Here is a 16,359-nt window from a genome sequence, read left to right as displayed (position 1 = left end):
ACAGGGGCATTGGCACGGGGTTTGGGACATGACTTGGCTGGACACCCTCATCCATGTGCTCATCATCCTCGGGCAGAGCCTTGCGCTGCTCGTGGCGCTGCTGATTTTCATCGCCTTCATCCTCTTGGCCGATCGCAAGATCTGGGCGGCGGTGCAGCTGCGGCGCGGCCCCAACGTGGTCGGTCCGTTCGGCCTGCTCCAGTCGTTCGCCGACCTTTTGAAGTTCGTGCTGAAGGAGCCGACCATCCCGGCCAGCGCGAACAAGGCGATCTTCCTTCTCGCGCCCCTCGTCACCTGCGTACTGGCGCTCGCCGCCTGGGTGGTGGTGCCGCTGGCCGATGGCTGGGTGATCGCCGATCTGAACGTGGGCGTGCTCTATATCTTCGCCATCTCGTCGCTCGGCGTGTACGGCATCATCATGGGCGGCTGGGCTTCGAACTCGAAGTATCCCTTCCTCGCCTCGCTGCGCTCGGCGGCGCAGATGGTGTCCTACGAGGTCTCCATCGGCTTCGTCATCATCACCGTGCTGATGTGCGCCGGCTCGCTGAACCTCTCGGCCATCGTCGAAGCGCAGAACGGCCGGTTCGGGCTGCTGAACTGGTATTTCCTGCCGCTCCTGCCCATGTTCGTCATCTTCTTCATCTCGGCGCTGGCCGAGACGAACCGCCCGCCCTTCGATCTCGTGGAAGCGGAATCCGAGCTCGTCGCGGGCTTCATGACCGAATACGGCTCGACGCCCTACCTGCTGTTCATGCTTGGCGAGTACGTGGCCATCATGACCATGTGCGCCATGGGGACGATCCTGTTCCTCGGCGGCTGGCTTTCGCCCATTCCTTTCCCGCCCTTCACCTGGGTGCCGGGGCTGGTGTGGTTCGTGCTGAAGCTGTGCTTCATGTTCTTCCTGTTCGCCATGGCCAAGGCCATGGTGCCGCGCTATCGCTACGACCAGCTCATGCGCCTCGGCTGGAAGGTTTTCCTGCCGATCTCGCTGGTCGCCGTGGTGCTGGTCGCCGGCGTGCTGCACTTCACCGGGACGGCGCCGCGATGATCCTGCCCCTCACCCTTTCGCACCGCCTTCCGGGAGAGCGTCCATGAAGCTCGATCAGGCCGCGCGCGCCATTTTCCTCACCGAGCTCGTCTCGGGCTTCTTCCTCGCCATGCGCTATTTTTTCAAGCCCAAGGCGACGCTGAACTATCCCTTCGAGAAGGGGCCGCTGTCGCCGCGCTTCCGTGGCGAGCACGCGCTGCGCCGCTATCCCAACGGGGAAGAGCGCTGCATCGCCTGCAAGCTGTGCGAAGCCATCTGCCCGGCGCAGGCCATCACCATCGAGGCCGGTCCGCGCCGCAACGACGGCACGCGCCGCACCACCCGTTACGACATCGACATGGTGAAGTGCATCTACTGCGGCTTCTGCCAGGAGGCGTGCCCGGTGGATGCCATCGTCGAGGGGCCGAACTTCGAGTTCGCCACCGAGACCCGCGAAGAACTCTATTACGACAAGGAAAAGCTGCTGGCGAATGGCGACCGCTGGGAGCGTGAGATCGCGCGCTCCATCGCGCTCGACGCACCGTACCGCTGAGCGGCGGCCGGACGACGGCCAAGCCGCCTTGGCGGCAGGGGTTGAAGATCAGGGGCCGCCGGGTGGGCGGCTTTTGGGGGATTTTGGGGCCGGCATCCTGCCGGCGATGGGGTTGAGCCTTTCGCCGCGCCTGCGCGCGGCGACAAGACGGTGGACTTTGGGATGCCTCGGGAAATTGGGTTGCATCACGGCAATCGGCAGGCCGGCCGCGCACAGGGGCCGGGCATCACCGGCGCGTGCGCGCCGCGGGCAGGGGGGCTTCGCGCATGAGCGTCGCGGCAGCGTTTTTCTATCTCTTCGCCTTCGTTCTGGTGGCGTCCGCCTTCATGGTGATCTCGTCGCGTAATCCGGTGCAGTCGGTCCTGTTCCTCATCCTCGCCTTCGTGAATGCGGCGGGCCTCTTCATCCTCATCGGCGCCGAGTTCCTCGCGCTGATCCTGGTGGTGGTCTATGTGGGCGCGGTGGCGGTGCTCTTCCTCTTCGTCGTGATGATGCTCGACGTGGACTTCGTGGAGCTGCGCCAGGGCTTCCTGCAATACATGCCGGTGGGCGTGGTGGTGGGCCTCATCTTCCTTGCCGAGCTGGTGCTCGTCGTGGGCGCCTGGGCCACCGGACCCGGCGTCGCCTCGGCGGTGAAGTCGGTGCCCCCCGCAGCGGGTGCGGTGAGCAACGTGCGCGCCATCGGGCAGGTGCTCTACACGGACTACATCTACTTCTTCCAGGCCGCCGGCTTCGTGCTGCTGGTCGCCATGATCGGCGCCATCGTGCTCACGCTGCGCCACAAGGTGAACGTGCGTCGGCAGAACATCTCGGCCCAGGTGGCGCGCGACCCCAAGACCGCCATCGAGGTGGTCAAGGTGCGTCCCGGCCAGGGCATTTGAGGGGGATGAGCATGGACATCGGTCTCTCCCACTATCTCACCGTCGCGGCGATCCTGTTCACGCTCGGGACGCTCGGCATCTTCCTCAACCGGAAGAACGTCATCGTCATCCTCATGTCGGTGGAGCTGATCCTGCTCGCCGTGAACATCAACCTTGTCTCGTTCTCCGCCTTCCTCGGAAACCTGACGGGCCAGGTGTTCGCGCTGCTGGTGCTCACCGTCGCCGCAGCCGAGGCGGCCATCGGCCTCGCCATCCTCGTGGTGTTCTACCGCAACCGCGGTTCGATCGCCGTCGAGGACATCAACGCCATGAAGGGCTGAGGCCATGTATCAGGCGATCGTCTTCCTCCCCCTTCTCGGCTTCCTCATCGCCGGCCTGTTCGGCAAGAAGATTGGTGACCGCGCCAGCGAGGTGGTGACCACCTCCTTCCTGTTCGTCGCGTGCCTGCTCTCCTGGATCGCGTTCTTCTCGGTCGGCTTCGGCGAGCACGACACGCGCGTGCAGGTGATGAAGTGGATCTATGTGGGCGACCTCAAGGTCGACTGGGCGTTCCGCATCGACACCATGACCGTGATCATGCTGATCGTGGTCACCACTGTGTCCTCCCTCGTGCACCTCTATTCCATCGGCTATATGCACGAGGACCCCAGCCGGCCGCGCTTCTTCGCCTATCTGTCGCTGTTCACCTTCGCCATGCTCATGCTGGTGACGGCGGACAACCTCCTCCAGCTGTTCTTCGGCTGGGAGGGCGTGGGCCTCGCCTCATACCTGCTCATCGGTTTCTGGTATGAGAAGCCTTCGGCCAACGCCGCGGCCATGAAGGCCTTCGTGGTCAACCGCGTGGGTGACTTCGGTTTCATGCTGGGCATCTTCGCCATCTTCGTGATGACGGGCTCGGTAGCCTTCGAGCAGGTGTTCGCGGCCGCTCCGGGCCTCGCCGGCAAGACCATTTCCTTCCTCGGGCATGACTGGGATGCCCCGACGGTGATCGCGCTGCTGCTGTTCGTCGGCGCGTGCGGCAAGTCGGCCCAGTTCCTGCTGCACACCTGGCTGCCCGACGCTATGGAGGGCCCGACCCCGGTGTCCGCCCTCATCCACGCCGCCACCATGGTGACGGCTGGCGTGTTCATGGTGGCGCGCATGTCGCCCATCTTCGAGCTCTCGCAGACCGCCCTCAACGTCGTGATGCTGGTGGGTGCCACCACCGCCTTCTTCGCCGCCACCGTCGGCCTGGTACAGAACGACATCAAGAAGGTGATCGCCTATTCCACCTGCTCCCAGCTCGGCTACATGTTCGTGGCCATGGGCGCGGGCGCCTATTCCATCGGCATGTTCCACCTGCTCACCCACGCCTTCTTCAAGGCGCTGCTCTTCCTCGGTGCCGGCTCGGTCATCCACGCCATGCACCATGAGCAGGACATGCGGCACATGGGCGGGCTTCGGAAGAAGATCCCCTTCACCTACTGGACGATGGTGATCGGCACGCTGGCCATCACCGGCTTCCCGTTCCTCGCTGGCTACTATTCCAAGGACGCCATCATCGAGGCGGCCTATGCGAGCCACAACTATTTCCACACCTACGGCTACTGGATGACCGTGATCGCCGCGGCGCTCACCGCCTTCTATTCCTGGCGCCTCATCTTCCTCACCTTCTGGGGTCACCCGCACGACCACCATCATTACGAGCACGCCCACGAGAGCCCGCTGGTGATGACCATTCCCCTCGGCGTGCTGTCGGTCGGCGCGATCTTCGCTGGCCTGCTCGGCAAGAACATCTTCGCCGGCGAGGGCGTGGAGCACTTCTTCCGCCACTCCATCTTCATGGGTGCGGAGAACCACATCCTCCACGCCATGCACGAGATTCCGGGCTGGGCCGCATTCATGCCCACGGTGATGATGGTCATCGGCTCGCTGATCGCGATCTGGTTCTACCTTGTCGATCCCAAGGTGCCGGTGGCGCTCGCCAAGTCGCAGGATGCGCTCTATCGCTTCCTGCTCAACAAGTGGTACTTCGACGAGCTCTACAACGCGATCTTCGTGAAGCCGGCACTGTGGATCGGCCGCGTGCTGTGGAAGCGCGGCGACGGCACCATCATCGATGGCCTCGGGCCGGACGGCGTCTCCGCCCGGGTGCTCGACGTGACCGGCCGCGTGGTGCGCCTGCAGACCGGCTACCTCTACCACTACGCCTTCGTGATGCTCATCGGCGTCGCGGCCCTCATCACCTGGTTCATGTTCGCCGGAGTGTGACGATGACCGACTGGCCCATCCTCTCCGTCGTCACCTTCCTGCCGCTGGTCGGCGCGCTCTTCATCCTGGTGGTGCGGGGCGACGACGAGGTCTCTGCGCGCAACGCCCGCTGGGTGGCGCTGTGGACCACGCTCGTCACCTTCGTGGTGTCGCTGCTCCTGCTGCCCGGCTTCGATGCCGCCCAGCCGGGCTTCCAGTTCGTCGAGAAGAAGCCGTGGCTCGGCGAGATCGCCGCCTATCACATGGGCGTCGATGGCATCTCGCTGCCGTTCGTGATCCTGACCACCTTCCTCATGCCCTTCTGCATCCTCGCCTCCTGGGAGAGCGTGCATAAGCGCGTGAAGGAATACATGATCGCCTTCCTGGTGCTCGAGACCATGATGCTCGGCACCTTCACGGCGCTCGACCTCGTCCTCTTCTACTTCTTCTTCGAGGGCGGCCTCATTCCGATGTTCCTCATCATCGGCATCTGGGGCGGTCCGCGGCGCATCTACGCCGCCTTCAAGTTCTTCCTCTACACCCTGGCCGGCTCCGTGCTGATGATGCTCGCCATCATGGCCATGTACTGGAAGGCCGGCACGACGGACGTCCCGACGCTCATGCAGTTCGGCTTCCCGTCGGGCATGCAGTTCTGGCTCTGGCTCGCCTTCTTCGCGTCCTTCGCGGTGAAGATGCCCATGTGGCCGGTGCACACCTGGCTGCCCGACGCCCACGTGGAGGCGCCCACCGCCGGCTCTGTGATCCTGGCCGGCGTGCTCCTGAAGATGGGCGGCTACGGCTTCCTGCGCTTCTCCCTGCCCATGTTTCCCGAGGCGAGCCACTATTTCGCGCCCATGGTGTTCGCCCTGTCGGTGGTGGCCATCATCTACACCTCGCTCGTCGCGCTGGTGCAGGAGGACATCAAGAAGCTCATCGCCTATTCGTCCGTCGCCCACATGGGCTTCGTCACCATGGGCATCTTCGCCATGAACGAACAGGGCCTCCAGGGCGCCATGTTCCTCATGATCTCCCACGGCTTCGTCTCGGGCGCGCTGTTCCTGTGCGTCGGCGTGATCTACGACCGCCTGCACACCCGCGAGATCGCGGCCTATGGCGGCCTCGTCCACCGCATGCCGCTCTACGCCACCGTGCTCATGGTCTTCACCATGGCCAATGTGGGCCTGCCGGGCACCTCGGGCTTCGTGGGCGAGTTCCTCACCATGCTCGCCGCCTTCGAGCGCAACACCTGGATCGCCTTCTTCGCGGCGACGGGCGTCATCCTCTCCGCCGGCTACGCGCTTTGGCTGTACCTGCGCGTCATCTTCGGCCCGCTGGAGAAGGAAAAGCTCAAAACCATGATGGACCTCACCCCCCGCGAGGTGGCGATCATGGTGCCGCTGGTCATCATCACCATCCTGTTCGGCGTGTGGCCGGCGCCCATCCTCAACATGACATCCCATGCGGTGAACGCGGTCGTCGCGCGCACCGATTCCGTGGCCGGGGCGGTGAAGACCGCCCTGCTCATGAGCTTCTGATCCGAGGACCATCCATGTCGCAGCTCCTGCCTCCCCTCGGTGCGGTCCTGCCGGAACTGCTCCTCGCCGTCTCGGCCATCGCGCTCATCCTGATCGGCGCGTTCCGCGGGGAAGGGTCCGCCAATCTGGTCACCGGCCTCGCCATCGCGGTTCTGGCGGCGGCGGGCGTGCTCGTGCTGCTGCAGCCCGCGACGGAGGTCACCGCCTTCCACGGCGCGCTGGTGATCGACGCCTTCGGGCGCTTCATGAAGGTGCTGTCGGTGCTCGGCGCGGTGGTGTCCCTCATCATGGCGGTGGACTGGCAGGCGCGGGAGAAGCAGGCCAAGTTCGAATATGCCGTGCTCATCGTCATCGCCACCCTCGGCATGTTCATGCTGGTGTCGGCCGGCGACCTGATCGCCCTCTATCTCGGCCTCGAGCTGATGAGCCTTTCGCTCTACGTCGTCGCGGCCATCAACCGCGACTCGGTGCGCTCCACCGAGGCGGGCTTGAAGTATTTCGTCCTCGGCGCCCTCTCGTCCGGCATGCTGCTCTACGGCGCCTCGCTGATCTACGGCTTCACCGGCTCGGTGAATTTCCTCGGCATCGCCGCGGTGGCGCACGAGCCCACCATCGGCCTCATCTTCGGCATCGTCTTCCTGCTCGCCGGCCTGTGCTTCAAGGTGTCCGCCGTGCCGTTCCACATGTGGACGCCGGATGTGTACGAGGGCGCGCCCACACCGGTCACAGCCTTCTTCGCCTCGGCGCCGAAGGTTGCCGCCATGGCGATCTTCGTGCGGGTGGTGATCGAGGCATTCCCCCACGTCACCCACCAGTGGCAGCAGATCGTCGCCTTCGTGTCGCTGGCCTCCATGGTGCTCGGCGCCTTCGCCGCCATCGGCCAGCGCAACATCAAGCGGCTGCTCGCCTACTCCTCCATCGGCCACATGGGATTCGCGCTGGTGGGGCTCGCCGCCGGCACGGCGGAGGGCGTGCGCGGCGTGCTGGTCTATATGGCGATCTATGTGGTCATGACTCTCGGCACCTTCGCCTGCGTCCTGACCATGCGGCGCAAGGGCCATGCGGTGGAGACGGTGGACGACCTCGCCGGCCTCGCGCGCCGCAGCCCCCTCATGGCGCTGATGCTCGCCGCCCTCATGTTCTCGCTGGCGGGCATCCCGCCGCTGGCCGGCTTCCTCGCCAAATATTACGTGTTCGTCGCGGCCATCCAGGCCGGGCTCTATGCTCTGTCGGTGGTGGGCGTGCTCGCGTCGGTGGTGGGCGCCTTCTATTACCTGCGCATCGTCAAGATCATGTATTTCGACGAGCCGGTGGAGGCGTTCGACCCCATGCCGACGGAGCTGAAGGCGGTGCTGGCGGTCAGCGGCCTTTTCACCATCTTCTATTTCGTCTATCCCGCTCCTCTCATCGAGGCGGCGGGTGCCGCTGCCCGTTCGCTCTTCTGAACGATGGCTCATTACGAATTCCAGGGTTCCACGGTTCCCATAGTCCGTTTCACGCAGATCGGCTCCACCAACGCCGAGGGAATGGCGCGCCTGCAGCGCGGCGAGACCTTCCCCGTGTGGCTGGTGGCCGACATCCAGACCGCCGGACGCGGGCGCCGGGGGCGACCCTGGACATCGGAGCTGGGCAATCTCTTCGCCACTTTGGTGCTGCCCAATCCGGCGCCGGTGGCGAACCTTGCCCAATTGTGCTTCGTCGCCGGCCTCGCCCTGCGCGACGCGGTTCTTTCAGCCGCGCCGCAGATCGCCGGCGACACGCTGAAGCTGAAATGGCCCAATGATCTTCTGCTGGAAGGCGGCAAGGTGGCCGGCATTCTGGTGGAGGGCGGCACCGATCCCTCCGGCCGCCCGGCGGCGGTGATCGGCTTCGGCGTCAATTGCCTGCACCATCCCGAGGACCTGCCCTACAAGGCGACGAGCCTTGAGGCATGCGGCGCACCCACGGCGCCCGACCGTATGCTCGAGGCGCTGGACCTCGCCATGGCGGTCCGGCTCAACCAGTGGAATGCCGGCACCGGCTTCCCCGCCATCCGCAGCGACTGGATGCGCTATGCCTTGGGCATGGGGGACCAGGTGAGCGTGAAGATCGGCGAGCGCGAGGTTGTGGGCCGCTTCGAGAATATCGACACGCGCGGTGCCATGATGCTGCGTCGGCGCGACGGCGTGGCCGAGATCATCACCGCGGGGGACGTGTCGCTGCGTAAGCCGGACTGAAGGCGGCCGCCCGCCGTTCAAGGCTTGCATTGCGGCGCGGTGGCCCCATCATGCGCCGGCCCGCCTGTTCCTGACCCCCGCGCCGCGGGCGGTCTTCCCATATTTCGGCGCGCCCGCACCCCCGTACGGCTCCTCAGGCACCACGGGTCGGGCGCCGCGTTTGGAAGTGATTTCTTGATGGCATCCACCGACGAACTGGTTTTCGCGCCCCTCGGCGGGGTGGGCGAAATCGGCATGAATCTGGGCCTCTACGGCTTTGGGCCGCGCAAGGCCCGGCGCTGGCTGGTGGTCGATCTCGGCATGAGCTTCGCGGGGGAGGAGGCGCCCGGCGTCGACCTCGTGCTGCCCGACATCCGCTTCCTGGAGGCCGAGCGCAAGAACATCGTCGGCCTCATCCTCACCCACGGGCATGAGGACCACATCGGTGCGGTTCTGGACCTGTGGCCCCGACTGAAATGCCCCATCTTCACCACTCGCTTCACCGCCGGCCTGATGGAGGCGAAGCGGGCCGGTGAGCCGGGCGCGCCGTCAGAATTGCCCATCACCGTGGTGCGCTCGCGCCAGCCGCTGGAGATCGGGCCATTCATCGTCGAGTTCATTCCGGTCGCCCATTCCATCCCGGACAGCCACGCCATCGCCATCCGCACCGCCGCTGGCCTTGTGCTCCACACTGGCGACTGGAAGCTCGATCCCACCCCCCTCATTGGCGAGCCCACCGATACGGCACGCCTCACCGCGCTGGGGGATGAGGGCGTGCGCGCCATCATCTGCGATTCCACCAACGCCATCCGCGAGGGCATTTCGCCGTCCGAGGCGGAAGTGGCGGCCTCGCTCACCGCCATCGTCGGCAAGGCGAAGCATCGCGTTGCCTTCACCACCTTCTCGTCCAACGTCGCGCGCATTCGCGCCATCGCCGATGCCGCCCGCGCCAACGGCCGCGAGGTGGTGCTGGTGGGCCGTGCGTTGGAGCGCGTCATCGGCGTCGCCCGCGAGCAGGGGCTCCTGGATGGCGTGCCGGCCTTCCGCACGGCGGAGGCCTACGGCTTCCTGCCGCGGGACAAGGTGGTCGCCATCCTCACCGGCAGCCAGGGCGAGCCGCGCGCCGCCCTGCGCCGCATCGCCGACGACGACCACCCGGAGATCGCCCTCTCGCCCGGCGACCTCGTGGTGTTCTCGTCGCGCACCATTCCCGGCAACGAGAAGGTGGTGAACCACATCATCAACGCGCTGATCAAGCGCGGGGTGGAGGTGCTCACCGACCGCTCGGCGCTGGTCCATGTCTCCGGCCACCCGCGGCGCGGCGAGCTGGAGCAGATGTACCGCATGGTGCGTCCGCAGGTGGCTGTGCCGGTGCACGGCGAGGCGCTGCACCTCCATGAGCATGCCTTGCTCGCCAAAAGCCTCGGCGTGCCCGAGGTGGTGACCTGCTACGACGGCCATGTCATTCGCCTTGCTCCCGGGCCCGCGGAGCGCGTCGATGATCTGCCCTTCGGCCGCCTCTACAAGGACGGCCGCCTGCTGCTGGCCGACGGCGCGCGGGCGATCCCCGAGCGGCGCAAGCTCGGCTATGTGGGCGCGGTCTCCATCGCCGTCGCCGTGGACCGCCAGGGCGGCCTCGCCGGCGATCCTTCGGTAGAGATTACCGGCGTCCCGGAGCGGGGGGAGGGCGGCATCGACATGCTCGACCATGTGCTCGACACGGTGGTCGCGACGCTTGACCACCTGCCCAAGGCGCGCCGGCGCGATCCCGAGGCTCTCGCCGAGAGCCTGGAACGGGCAGTGCGCTCCGCGGTGAATGCGGTGTGGGGGAAAAAGCCGGTCTGCCACGTCCACGTGCTGGAAGTCTGAGCCGCGGGGCGAACCGGAGCGGCAGGGGAGGGGCGGTTCCCGTCCCTCATTCCGTCTTGGGCTGCACCGGACCAAAGCCCGTGTTTCTCGCATTCGCGCGTTGCGCTATGGATCGCTCATGAACCGGAGGGAAACATGATCGGACGGCTCAATCACGTGGCCATCGCGGTGCGCGACATTTCCGCCGCCGCCGCGCTCTATCGCGACACCCTCGGCGCCGACGTCTCCGACGCGGTGCCCCAGCAGGAGCACGGCGTGACCACCGTGTTCGTGACTCTGCCGAACACCAAGATCGAGTTCCTGGAGCCCCTCGGCGCGGATTCGCCCATCGCCAAGTTCCTGGAGCGCAACCCCGACGGCGGCATCCACCATTTGTGCTACGAGGTGGACGACATCATCGTGGCCCGCGACCAGCTCAAGGCGGCGGGCGCCCGCGTGCTCGGCTCGGGCGAGCCGAAGATCGGCGCCCACGGCAAGCCGGTGCTGTTCCTGCACCCCAAGGATTTCAACGGCACGCTCGTCGAGCTGGAGCAGGCCTGAGCCTCACCCGCCGGGCCTCGCCGCTGTCAGCGGGCGGGGCCGCGGGCCAACAAGGAAGATGCCGTGTCGGTCGGTGCCGTCGTCGCCATCTATTTCATCGTCTGGTGGGTGTCCCTGTTCGCGGTCCTGCCGTGGGGCGTGCGCTCCCAGGCAGAGAGCGCGGACGTGACGCCTGGCACGGACCCCGGCGCGCCGGTGCGTCCGGGCCTTTTACAGAAGGCGTTGGTCACCACCGTGCTTGCCGTCGTCATCACCGCCGGCATCGTCTATCTCATGACCAGCGGCATCATCGCGCTGGAGGACATTCCGCTGCCCTTCAAGCCGGCGGAGTGACCGCACACGCCCCAGCACCCCGCTCGTGCCGGCCACCTGCCACCTGCACCTGCGGGATGACGTCGCTCGACGCCCTCAATGCAACGAGCTGCTGCCCGCCGGCCCGGTGGAAAGCGGCAGGCCTCCCAGCGGCGCCTTCGGCGGGACGGGCGCCAGCGGGCCGGAGAGGGCGAGCCGCAGGAAGCGATCACCGGTCAGGGCGCGGCTGAACAGGTGGCCCTGGCCGAAGTCGCAGCCGCGCGCCTTGAGGAAGTCATTCTGGCGCGGGTGCTCGATGCCTTCCGCCACCACCGAGAAGCCGAGCGCGCGGGCGATGGAGATGATCGCCGTTGCGATTTCCCCGTCCGCCGCGCGCGGCAGGTCGCGCACGAAGCTGCGGTCGATCTTCAGCTTGGAGATGGGGAAGCGCTTGAGATAGGCGAGGGAGGAATAGCCCGTGCCGAAATCGTCGAGCGCGATGCGCACGCCGGCGTCCTTGAGCTGCCGCAGCTTGCGCTCGGCCGCGACGCGGGCATCGAACAGCACGCTTTCGGTGATCTCCACCTCCAGCTTTTCCGCCGGAAGCCCGGTGCGGCGCAGGGTCTCTTCCACCTGCTCGCAGAGGGCGCCGCGCTGGAACTGGCGGGGCGAGAGATTGACGGCGATGAAGTCCAGCTGGGCGCCCTTGTCCAGCCAGCCGGCCATCTGGCGGCAGGCGTCTTCCATGACCCAGCTTCCGAGCTCATCGATCAGGCCGGTCTCTTCCGCAAGGGGGATGAAGCGGTTGGGCGTGACGATGCCGTGGACCGGGCTCTGCCAGCGCACCAGCGCCTCGGCGCCCATGATGCGTCCGGTGGCGAGATCGACCACGGGCTGGAAGTTGAGCACGAACTCGTTTCGGGCGAGGCCCCGCCGCAGGTCGGCTTCGAGCTCCATGCGCACGCGCGCGCCGCGGGTGAGGGCGTGGGTGTAGAAGGCGTAGCTGCCGCGACCCTGCGACTTGGCTTCTGCGAGCGCCGAATCCGCATGCTGGAGCAAGGTCGCCGGCGTCTCGGCATCGTCGGGGAACAGGCTGATGCCGGCGCTGGCGCCAAGATAGATCTCGCCCGGCTCGCCCAGCTGGAAGGGACGGCCAAGTTCCTGGATGATGCGGGTGGCGACACCGGCGGCACTGTCCGCCCCGCCGATGTCTTCCAGGATGATGACGAACTCGTCCGCGCCATAGCGGCCCAGCGTTGCACCTTCCAGCACCGCCTGCATGCGATCGGCGGCCATCTTCAGCACGCTGTCGCCAGCGATGTGGCCAAAGCTGTCGTTCACGGACTTGAAGCGGTCGATGTCCACGAACATCACAGCGCAGCGGGCCCCCGGCCGGCTCACGGCGAGATCGAGCAAAGAGGCGAGGAGGGTTCGGTTGGGCAGGTCGGTGAGGGGGTCGTAATGGGCGATCCGGTCGAGGGCGAATTCGGAATGGCGCGCCTCGGTGATCTCCTGGAAGGCGCCGACGAAATTCTGCGGCGCGCCGGCCTCGTCGTAGACGGTTGTGATGTTCAGCTGCTGGAGGAAGATCTCCCCGTTCTTGCGGCGGTTCCAGATCTCGCCCTGCCACGCGCCCGTGGAGGTCAGGCCGTTCCACAGGCCGCGGTAGAATTCGCGGTCGTGCCGGCCAGAATGCAGAATCCGCATGTTCTGGCCGAGGATCTCTTCCTCGGCATAGCCAGTGATGCGCGAGAAGGCTGGATTGACCGCCGAGACGCGCGAGCTAAGGTCGGTGACGACCAGCCCGTCGTGGGAGCTGGCGAACACGGCGGCAGCGAGCCGCAGGTGGCGTTCGGTCTGCATGGCAGTGGTGATGTCGGCAATGAGCCCCACCGCGCGGGTCACCGCGCCGCCGGCATCGCGGGCGGAGAGGCCGTGCCCGCGCAGCTCGTGGTCGCGCCCGTCAGGCAGCCTGAGGCGGATCTCCAGCTCCAGCGTCGGCACCCGGCCGCGCACGAACGCCGTCCAGGCCGCGGCCACCTTGCGGCGGTCCTCGCGGTGCAGCAGCTCATTCCAGGCATGGCGCAGGTCGAACGGCGCGTGCGGACCGATGCCCACCAGTTCGCGCGCGCGTGGCGACAGGTACAGGTGGCCGGTCCGCAGGTCGATGTCCCACACCCCCTGGTCGGATCCCTTGACCGCGAGGTCGAAGCGCTCCTCGCTCTCCCTGAGGGCATCCTCGGCGGCGTGGCGGGCGGAGATGTCCTGCGTCACAAGCAGGATGTGGTCGGCGGCCTGCTCGGCGTTCCGCACCAGGGAGAAGGTGTAGGCGAGCCAGGTTTGCGAGCCGTCCTCATGGACGATGCGCTCCTCTGTCTCGATGTCCGTCGCCGTACCGTCCAGGAGCGGGCGGATGACATCGCGGCCGTCGGCGCCGGCGTCGGGCGCCCGCAGGGTCCACAGGCGGGTGCCCACCAACTCGTCGGCCGGCCGGCCCAGCATGCGGCAGGCGGTGCCGTTGGCGCGCAGGATCGTGCCGTCGAGGCCGAGGTGCAGGATGCCGGTGGCCGCCTGCTCGAAGGCGGCATGGAAGCGCGCCTCGGCGGCGTTCAGCGCCCGCGTGGCCGCGAGTTCGCGTGCGGCTTCCCGCAGGCGGGCCTTCTGGAGCAGGCCGCGTCCCACCGCGAGGCCAAGCAACAGCAGCACGCACGCGAGTGCTGCCGAGAGAAAGGCCGAAGTGCGCGCGCCGGCGAGAATCTCGTCCTTTTCCACCTTCAGCACCAGTGCCCCGCGGTCCCCGGGTACCGGCGCGCGCACGGCGAGCACCGTCCGGCCCAGGTGGTCCTGCCCGATACCGGGCTTCTCGGCCCGGTCGGAACCCACGGCGAAGTCATAAGGGTCGGAGGCGAAGGTGCGCGGCACGACGCCGGTCTGGTTGCGGCTGAGGGCGGGGGTCACGCGGGTCCCCCCGCGGGAGTCGTCGCTCACCAGGATGGCCTCGGCCGAGCGTACGGTGCGGAACACCGCACGAAGGATGGCGGGGCCTTCCATGCGCGCAGCCGACTGGAGAAACAGGACGCAACAGCTCTCGGGCGCGCCGTCGCGCACTGGGACGTTCACCAGGAAGCCGAATGCGCCGGCATGGGTGCCGTCGCGAAAGGGCGGCGCTTCCACCATCTGCCCGGTGGCGGCCACCCGGCGTACCGCGTCGGCCAGTTCCGCCCGGCCGGGGTCGGGGCCCGAGGCGAGGACAAAGCTGCCGTTGCCGGTCCACAGCTCGGCGTTGGCGAAGCCGAAGGCCCGCGCGCTCTCACCCAGGAGGAGCCGAAGGCGCTCGCGCCGCTCGGTAGAGGGCGAGGCGCGCCAGGCGGCGACGTCCTCCGCCACCAGCCGGCTTGAGCCCAGCGCCAGGGCGCCGGTTTCCAGCCGGTGGCGCTCCTGGGCCAGGCTGCGCACCTGCCCTTCGGCAAGGAGCGTGAGGGTGCGCCGCATGTCGGCCATGAGGGTCTGGACACTCGCCTGGTAAACGAGGATCGTCACCACCAGGAGGATCGCGCCGACCGTGAGCAGCGCCGCTACCGCCCGCATGGGTCCGCTGCCCGCCGCCGGCAGGCCGGCAGCAGCGCGGCGACGGGCAAGCCCCCGAGCGACGATGAAAACCGCCGTGCCGATGATTGCCGCCGTCAGCAGCGCCAGCGCCGTGGTCCGCAGCGTAGGTGCCCCGCCGAGGCTGGCGCTCGCGAGCATGGGCTCGGCGGCGGCGTCGCGGCTCCACGTTGCCGCCAGCGCCAGGAGCGCTGCGACCCGGGAAAGCGCGATGGCAAGGCGCCGCTTCATTCTGCCGGTCCAGGTCCCTGAGTGTGCGTGGCTTTTCCAGAAAGCCCGGGTCGCCATCTTGGCCGTGGTGACCGCGAGATGAAAGAGCGCGAAGACCCCAAGTGCCGGAGATTGCGCAAATTTGCGAGCCGCGACCGTAAGCTTTGCCGATCATGCGCCTTGCCTCGTCCCGCTTTAACCACCATTTGTGGTACAACGGCCCGCCGTCCTTGACCCGGCGCGGCCCGGAGACCGGTCATGAGTGTCGTTGAATCGTCCCCCGCGCGGCCGAGGCGCAGCCTGCCGCCCGTCATCCGCATCACCGATGCCGCCGCCGAGCGGCTCGCCGATATCCTCTCCTCGGCGGAGCCCGGCACCGCGGTTCGCGTGGGCGTGGAGAACGGCGGTTGCGCCGGAATGTCCTACAAGCTCGACTTTACCACCGAGGTTGCCCCTCTCGACGCCGTCGTCGAGGACAAGGGCGTGAAGGTGGTGGTGGATTCTAAGGCGGTGCTGTTCCTGCTCGGGACCGAGATGGATTTCCGCACCGACAAGGTCTCCTCCCAGTTCGTGTTCAACAATCCGAACCAGACCTCGTCCTGCGGCTGCGGGGAGTCCGTCGCCATCACCCCGGTGGATGCCGAGGCGGTTTCCGCCGCGGGCTGAGCCGGCCACGGTTCAGGTGCCGTTCAGGCACGGGGTTGCAAGAGGGCGTCGCATCACGCCGGGCTTCGGCCGGTCGGCGTGCCGCGCATCGTCAACCGCACAAAGGTGCCATCTTGACCCCTCGTTTTCTGGCTGCCCTCCTTTCGAGTTCCGCCTTCGCCCTCGTGGCCCGCGCCATCCTCACCTTCATCTTCTGGGGGGCGGGCCTCGACAAGCTGTTCAATTTCGGCAGCGCGCTTGAGCTGTTCTCCTTCTTCGGCGTCGAGCCGGCCGGCTTTTTCGTTCCGCTCGCCATCGTGGTGCTGCTCGGCGGATCGGCGCTGGTGATCGCCAACCGGATGGCGTGGCTGGGCTTCGGCATGCTGGCGGTGTTCACCGCGCTCACCATCCCCATCGCGCATCCGTTCTGGACCATGGAAGGCCAGCAGCGGCTCTTCGAATTCCACGTGGTGGTGGAGCACATCAGCCTCATCGGCGGCCTGATGGTCGGCGCCATCCTATGCTGGCGCCTGGAGCGGGAGCGCCTCGGCCGCTGACATGGCCGGCCGGCCATCCACAGCCGTCCGCGCCTCGGGTGCCGCGCGCCGGTACCATCCTTGCGCGAAACATGCTGTAAAGTCGCGCTCCGCCGGGCCGAGCCCCGGCGGGGCGGACGTGGCGAAACCGGTAGACGCACGAGACTTAAAATCTTGCGCCGCAAGGCGTGCGGGTTCAAGTCCCGCCGTCCGCACCATTCCCCGCGAGAAGATCGGCGTTC

The 16,359-nt window shown here is 67.2% G+C and carries 14 protein-coding genes and 1 tRNA gene; 14 read left to right on the top strand and 1 reads right to left on the bottom strand.

Annotated elements, in window-relative coordinates; all coding sequences use genetic code 11:
* Nucleotides 1-28: 28 nt before the first annotated feature.
* The 11 genes from nuoH (at nucleotide 29) to ABLE93_RS08785 (ending at nucleotide 11,162) form a co-directional block, all read left to right on the top strand.
* Nucleotides 29-1,048, top strand: a complete 1,020-nt coding sequence (gene nuoH / locus ABLE93_RS08835) for an NADH-quinone oxidoreductase subunit NuoH (RefSeq protein ID WP_348839390.1) — start codon at nucleotides 29-31, stop codon at nucleotides 1,046-1,048.
* Nucleotides 1,049-1,091: 43 nt separating this feature from the next.
* Nucleotides 1,092-1,580, top strand: coding sequence for an NADH-quinone oxidoreductase subunit NuoI (gene nuoI, locus ABLE93_RS08830; protein WP_024278573.1), 489 nt, complete (start codon nucleotides 1,092-1,094; stop codon nucleotides 1,578-1,580).
* Nucleotides 1,581-1,846: 266 nt separating this feature from the next.
* On the top strand, nucleotides 1,847-2,461 hold the full coding sequence (locus ABLE93_RS08825) for an NADH-quinone oxidoreductase subunit J (protein WP_348839389.1): 615 nt from the start codon (nucleotides 1,847-1,849) through the stop codon (nucleotides 2,459-2,461).
* An 11-nt stretch (nucleotides 2,462-2,472) separates the two neighbouring features.
* Nucleotides 2,473-2,781 (top strand): NADH-quinone oxidoreductase subunit NuoK, encoded by a 309-nt coding sequence (gene nuoK, locus ABLE93_RS08820; protein WP_024278575.1) that lies wholly within the window; start codon nucleotides 2,473-2,475, stop codon nucleotides 2,779-2,781.
* A 4-nt stretch (nucleotides 2,782-2,785) separates the two neighbouring features.
* Entirely contained in the window at nucleotides 2,786-4,711 is a 1,926-nt protein-coding gene (nuoL, locus tag ABLE93_RS08815) for an NADH-quinone oxidoreductase subunit L (protein WP_348839387.1), read from the top strand.
* A gap of 2 nt (nucleotides 4,712-4,713) precedes the next feature.
* Nucleotides 4,714-6,225 (top strand): NADH-quinone oxidoreductase subunit M, encoded by a 1,512-nt coding sequence (locus ABLE93_RS08810; RefSeq protein WP_348839386.1) that lies wholly within the window; start codon nucleotides 4,714-4,716, stop codon nucleotides 6,223-6,225.
* Between the two features lie 14 nt (nucleotides 6,226-6,239).
* Nucleotides 6,240-7,670 (top strand): NADH-quinone oxidoreductase subunit NuoN, encoded by a 1,431-nt coding sequence (nuoN, locus tag ABLE93_RS08805; protein WP_348839384.1) that lies wholly within the window; start codon nucleotides 6,240-6,242, stop codon nucleotides 7,668-7,670.
* 3 nt (nucleotides 7,671-7,673) lie between these two features.
* Nucleotides 7,674-8,441: a biotin--[acetyl-CoA-carboxylase] ligase gene (locus tag ABLE93_RS08800; protein WP_348839382.1), complete on the top strand. Its 768-nt coding sequence runs from the start codon at nucleotides 7,674-7,676 to the stop codon at nucleotides 8,439-8,441.
* Nucleotides 8,442-8,618: 177 nt separating this feature from the next.
* Nucleotides 8,619-10,289: a ribonuclease J gene (locus ABLE93_RS08795; RefSeq protein ID WP_348839380.1), complete on the top strand. Its 1,671-nt coding sequence runs from the start codon at nucleotides 8,619-8,621 to the stop codon at nucleotides 10,287-10,289.
* Nucleotides 10,290-10,424: 135 nt separating this feature from the next.
* Nucleotides 10,425-10,829 (top strand): methylmalonyl-CoA epimerase, encoded by a 405-nt coding sequence (mce, locus tag ABLE93_RS08790; protein ID WP_348839379.1) that lies wholly within the window; start codon nucleotides 10,425-10,427, stop codon nucleotides 10,827-10,829.
* Nucleotides 10,830-10,892: 63 nt separating this feature from the next.
* Nucleotides 10,893-11,162, top strand: coding sequence for a DUF1467 family protein (locus ABLE93_RS08785; RefSeq protein ID WP_348839377.1), 270 nt, complete (start codon nucleotides 10,893-10,895; stop codon nucleotides 11,160-11,162).
* A 75-nt stretch (nucleotides 11,163-11,237) separates the two neighbouring features.
* Here the strand turns inward: ABLE93_RS08785 and ABLE93_RS08780 are convergent, their stop codons facing one another.
* Entirely contained in the window at nucleotides 11,238-14,957 is a 3,720-nt protein-coding gene (locus ABLE93_RS08780; protein WP_348839375.1) for a sensor domain-containing protein, read from the bottom strand.
* 237 nt (nucleotides 14,958-15,194) lie between these two features.
* On the opposite strand from ABLE93_RS08780, the gene ABLE93_RS08775 reads away from it, so the two are divergent.
* The 3 genes from ABLE93_RS08775 (at nucleotide 15,195) to ABLE93_RS08765 (ending at nucleotide 16,335) form a co-directional block, all read left to right on the top strand.
* A complete protein-coding gene (locus tag ABLE93_RS08775) occupies nucleotides 15,195-15,602 on the top strand; it encodes a HesB/IscA family protein (RefSeq protein ID WP_348839374.1) in 408 nt (135 codons plus the stop codon).
* A 113-nt stretch (nucleotides 15,603-15,715) separates the two neighbouring features.
* Complete coding sequence (locus ABLE93_RS08770) at nucleotides 15,716-16,138, top strand: DoxX family protein (protein WP_348839372.1); 423 nt, start codon at nucleotides 15,716-15,718, stop codon at nucleotides 16,136-16,138.
* A 112-nt stretch (nucleotides 16,139-16,250) separates the two neighbouring features.
* Nucleotides 16,251-16,335, top strand: a tRNA-Leu gene (locus ABLE93_RS08765).
* Nucleotides 16,336-16,359 lie beyond the last annotated feature (24 nt).

Source organism: Xanthobacter pollutisoli (assembly GCF_040044995.1).
Lineage (GTDB): Bacteria > Pseudomonadota > Alphaproteobacteria > Rhizobiales > Xanthobacteraceae > Xanthobacter.
The sequence above is the reverse complement of the archived record's forward strand: the minus strand, read 5'-3'. Positions and strand labels throughout refer to the sequence as shown.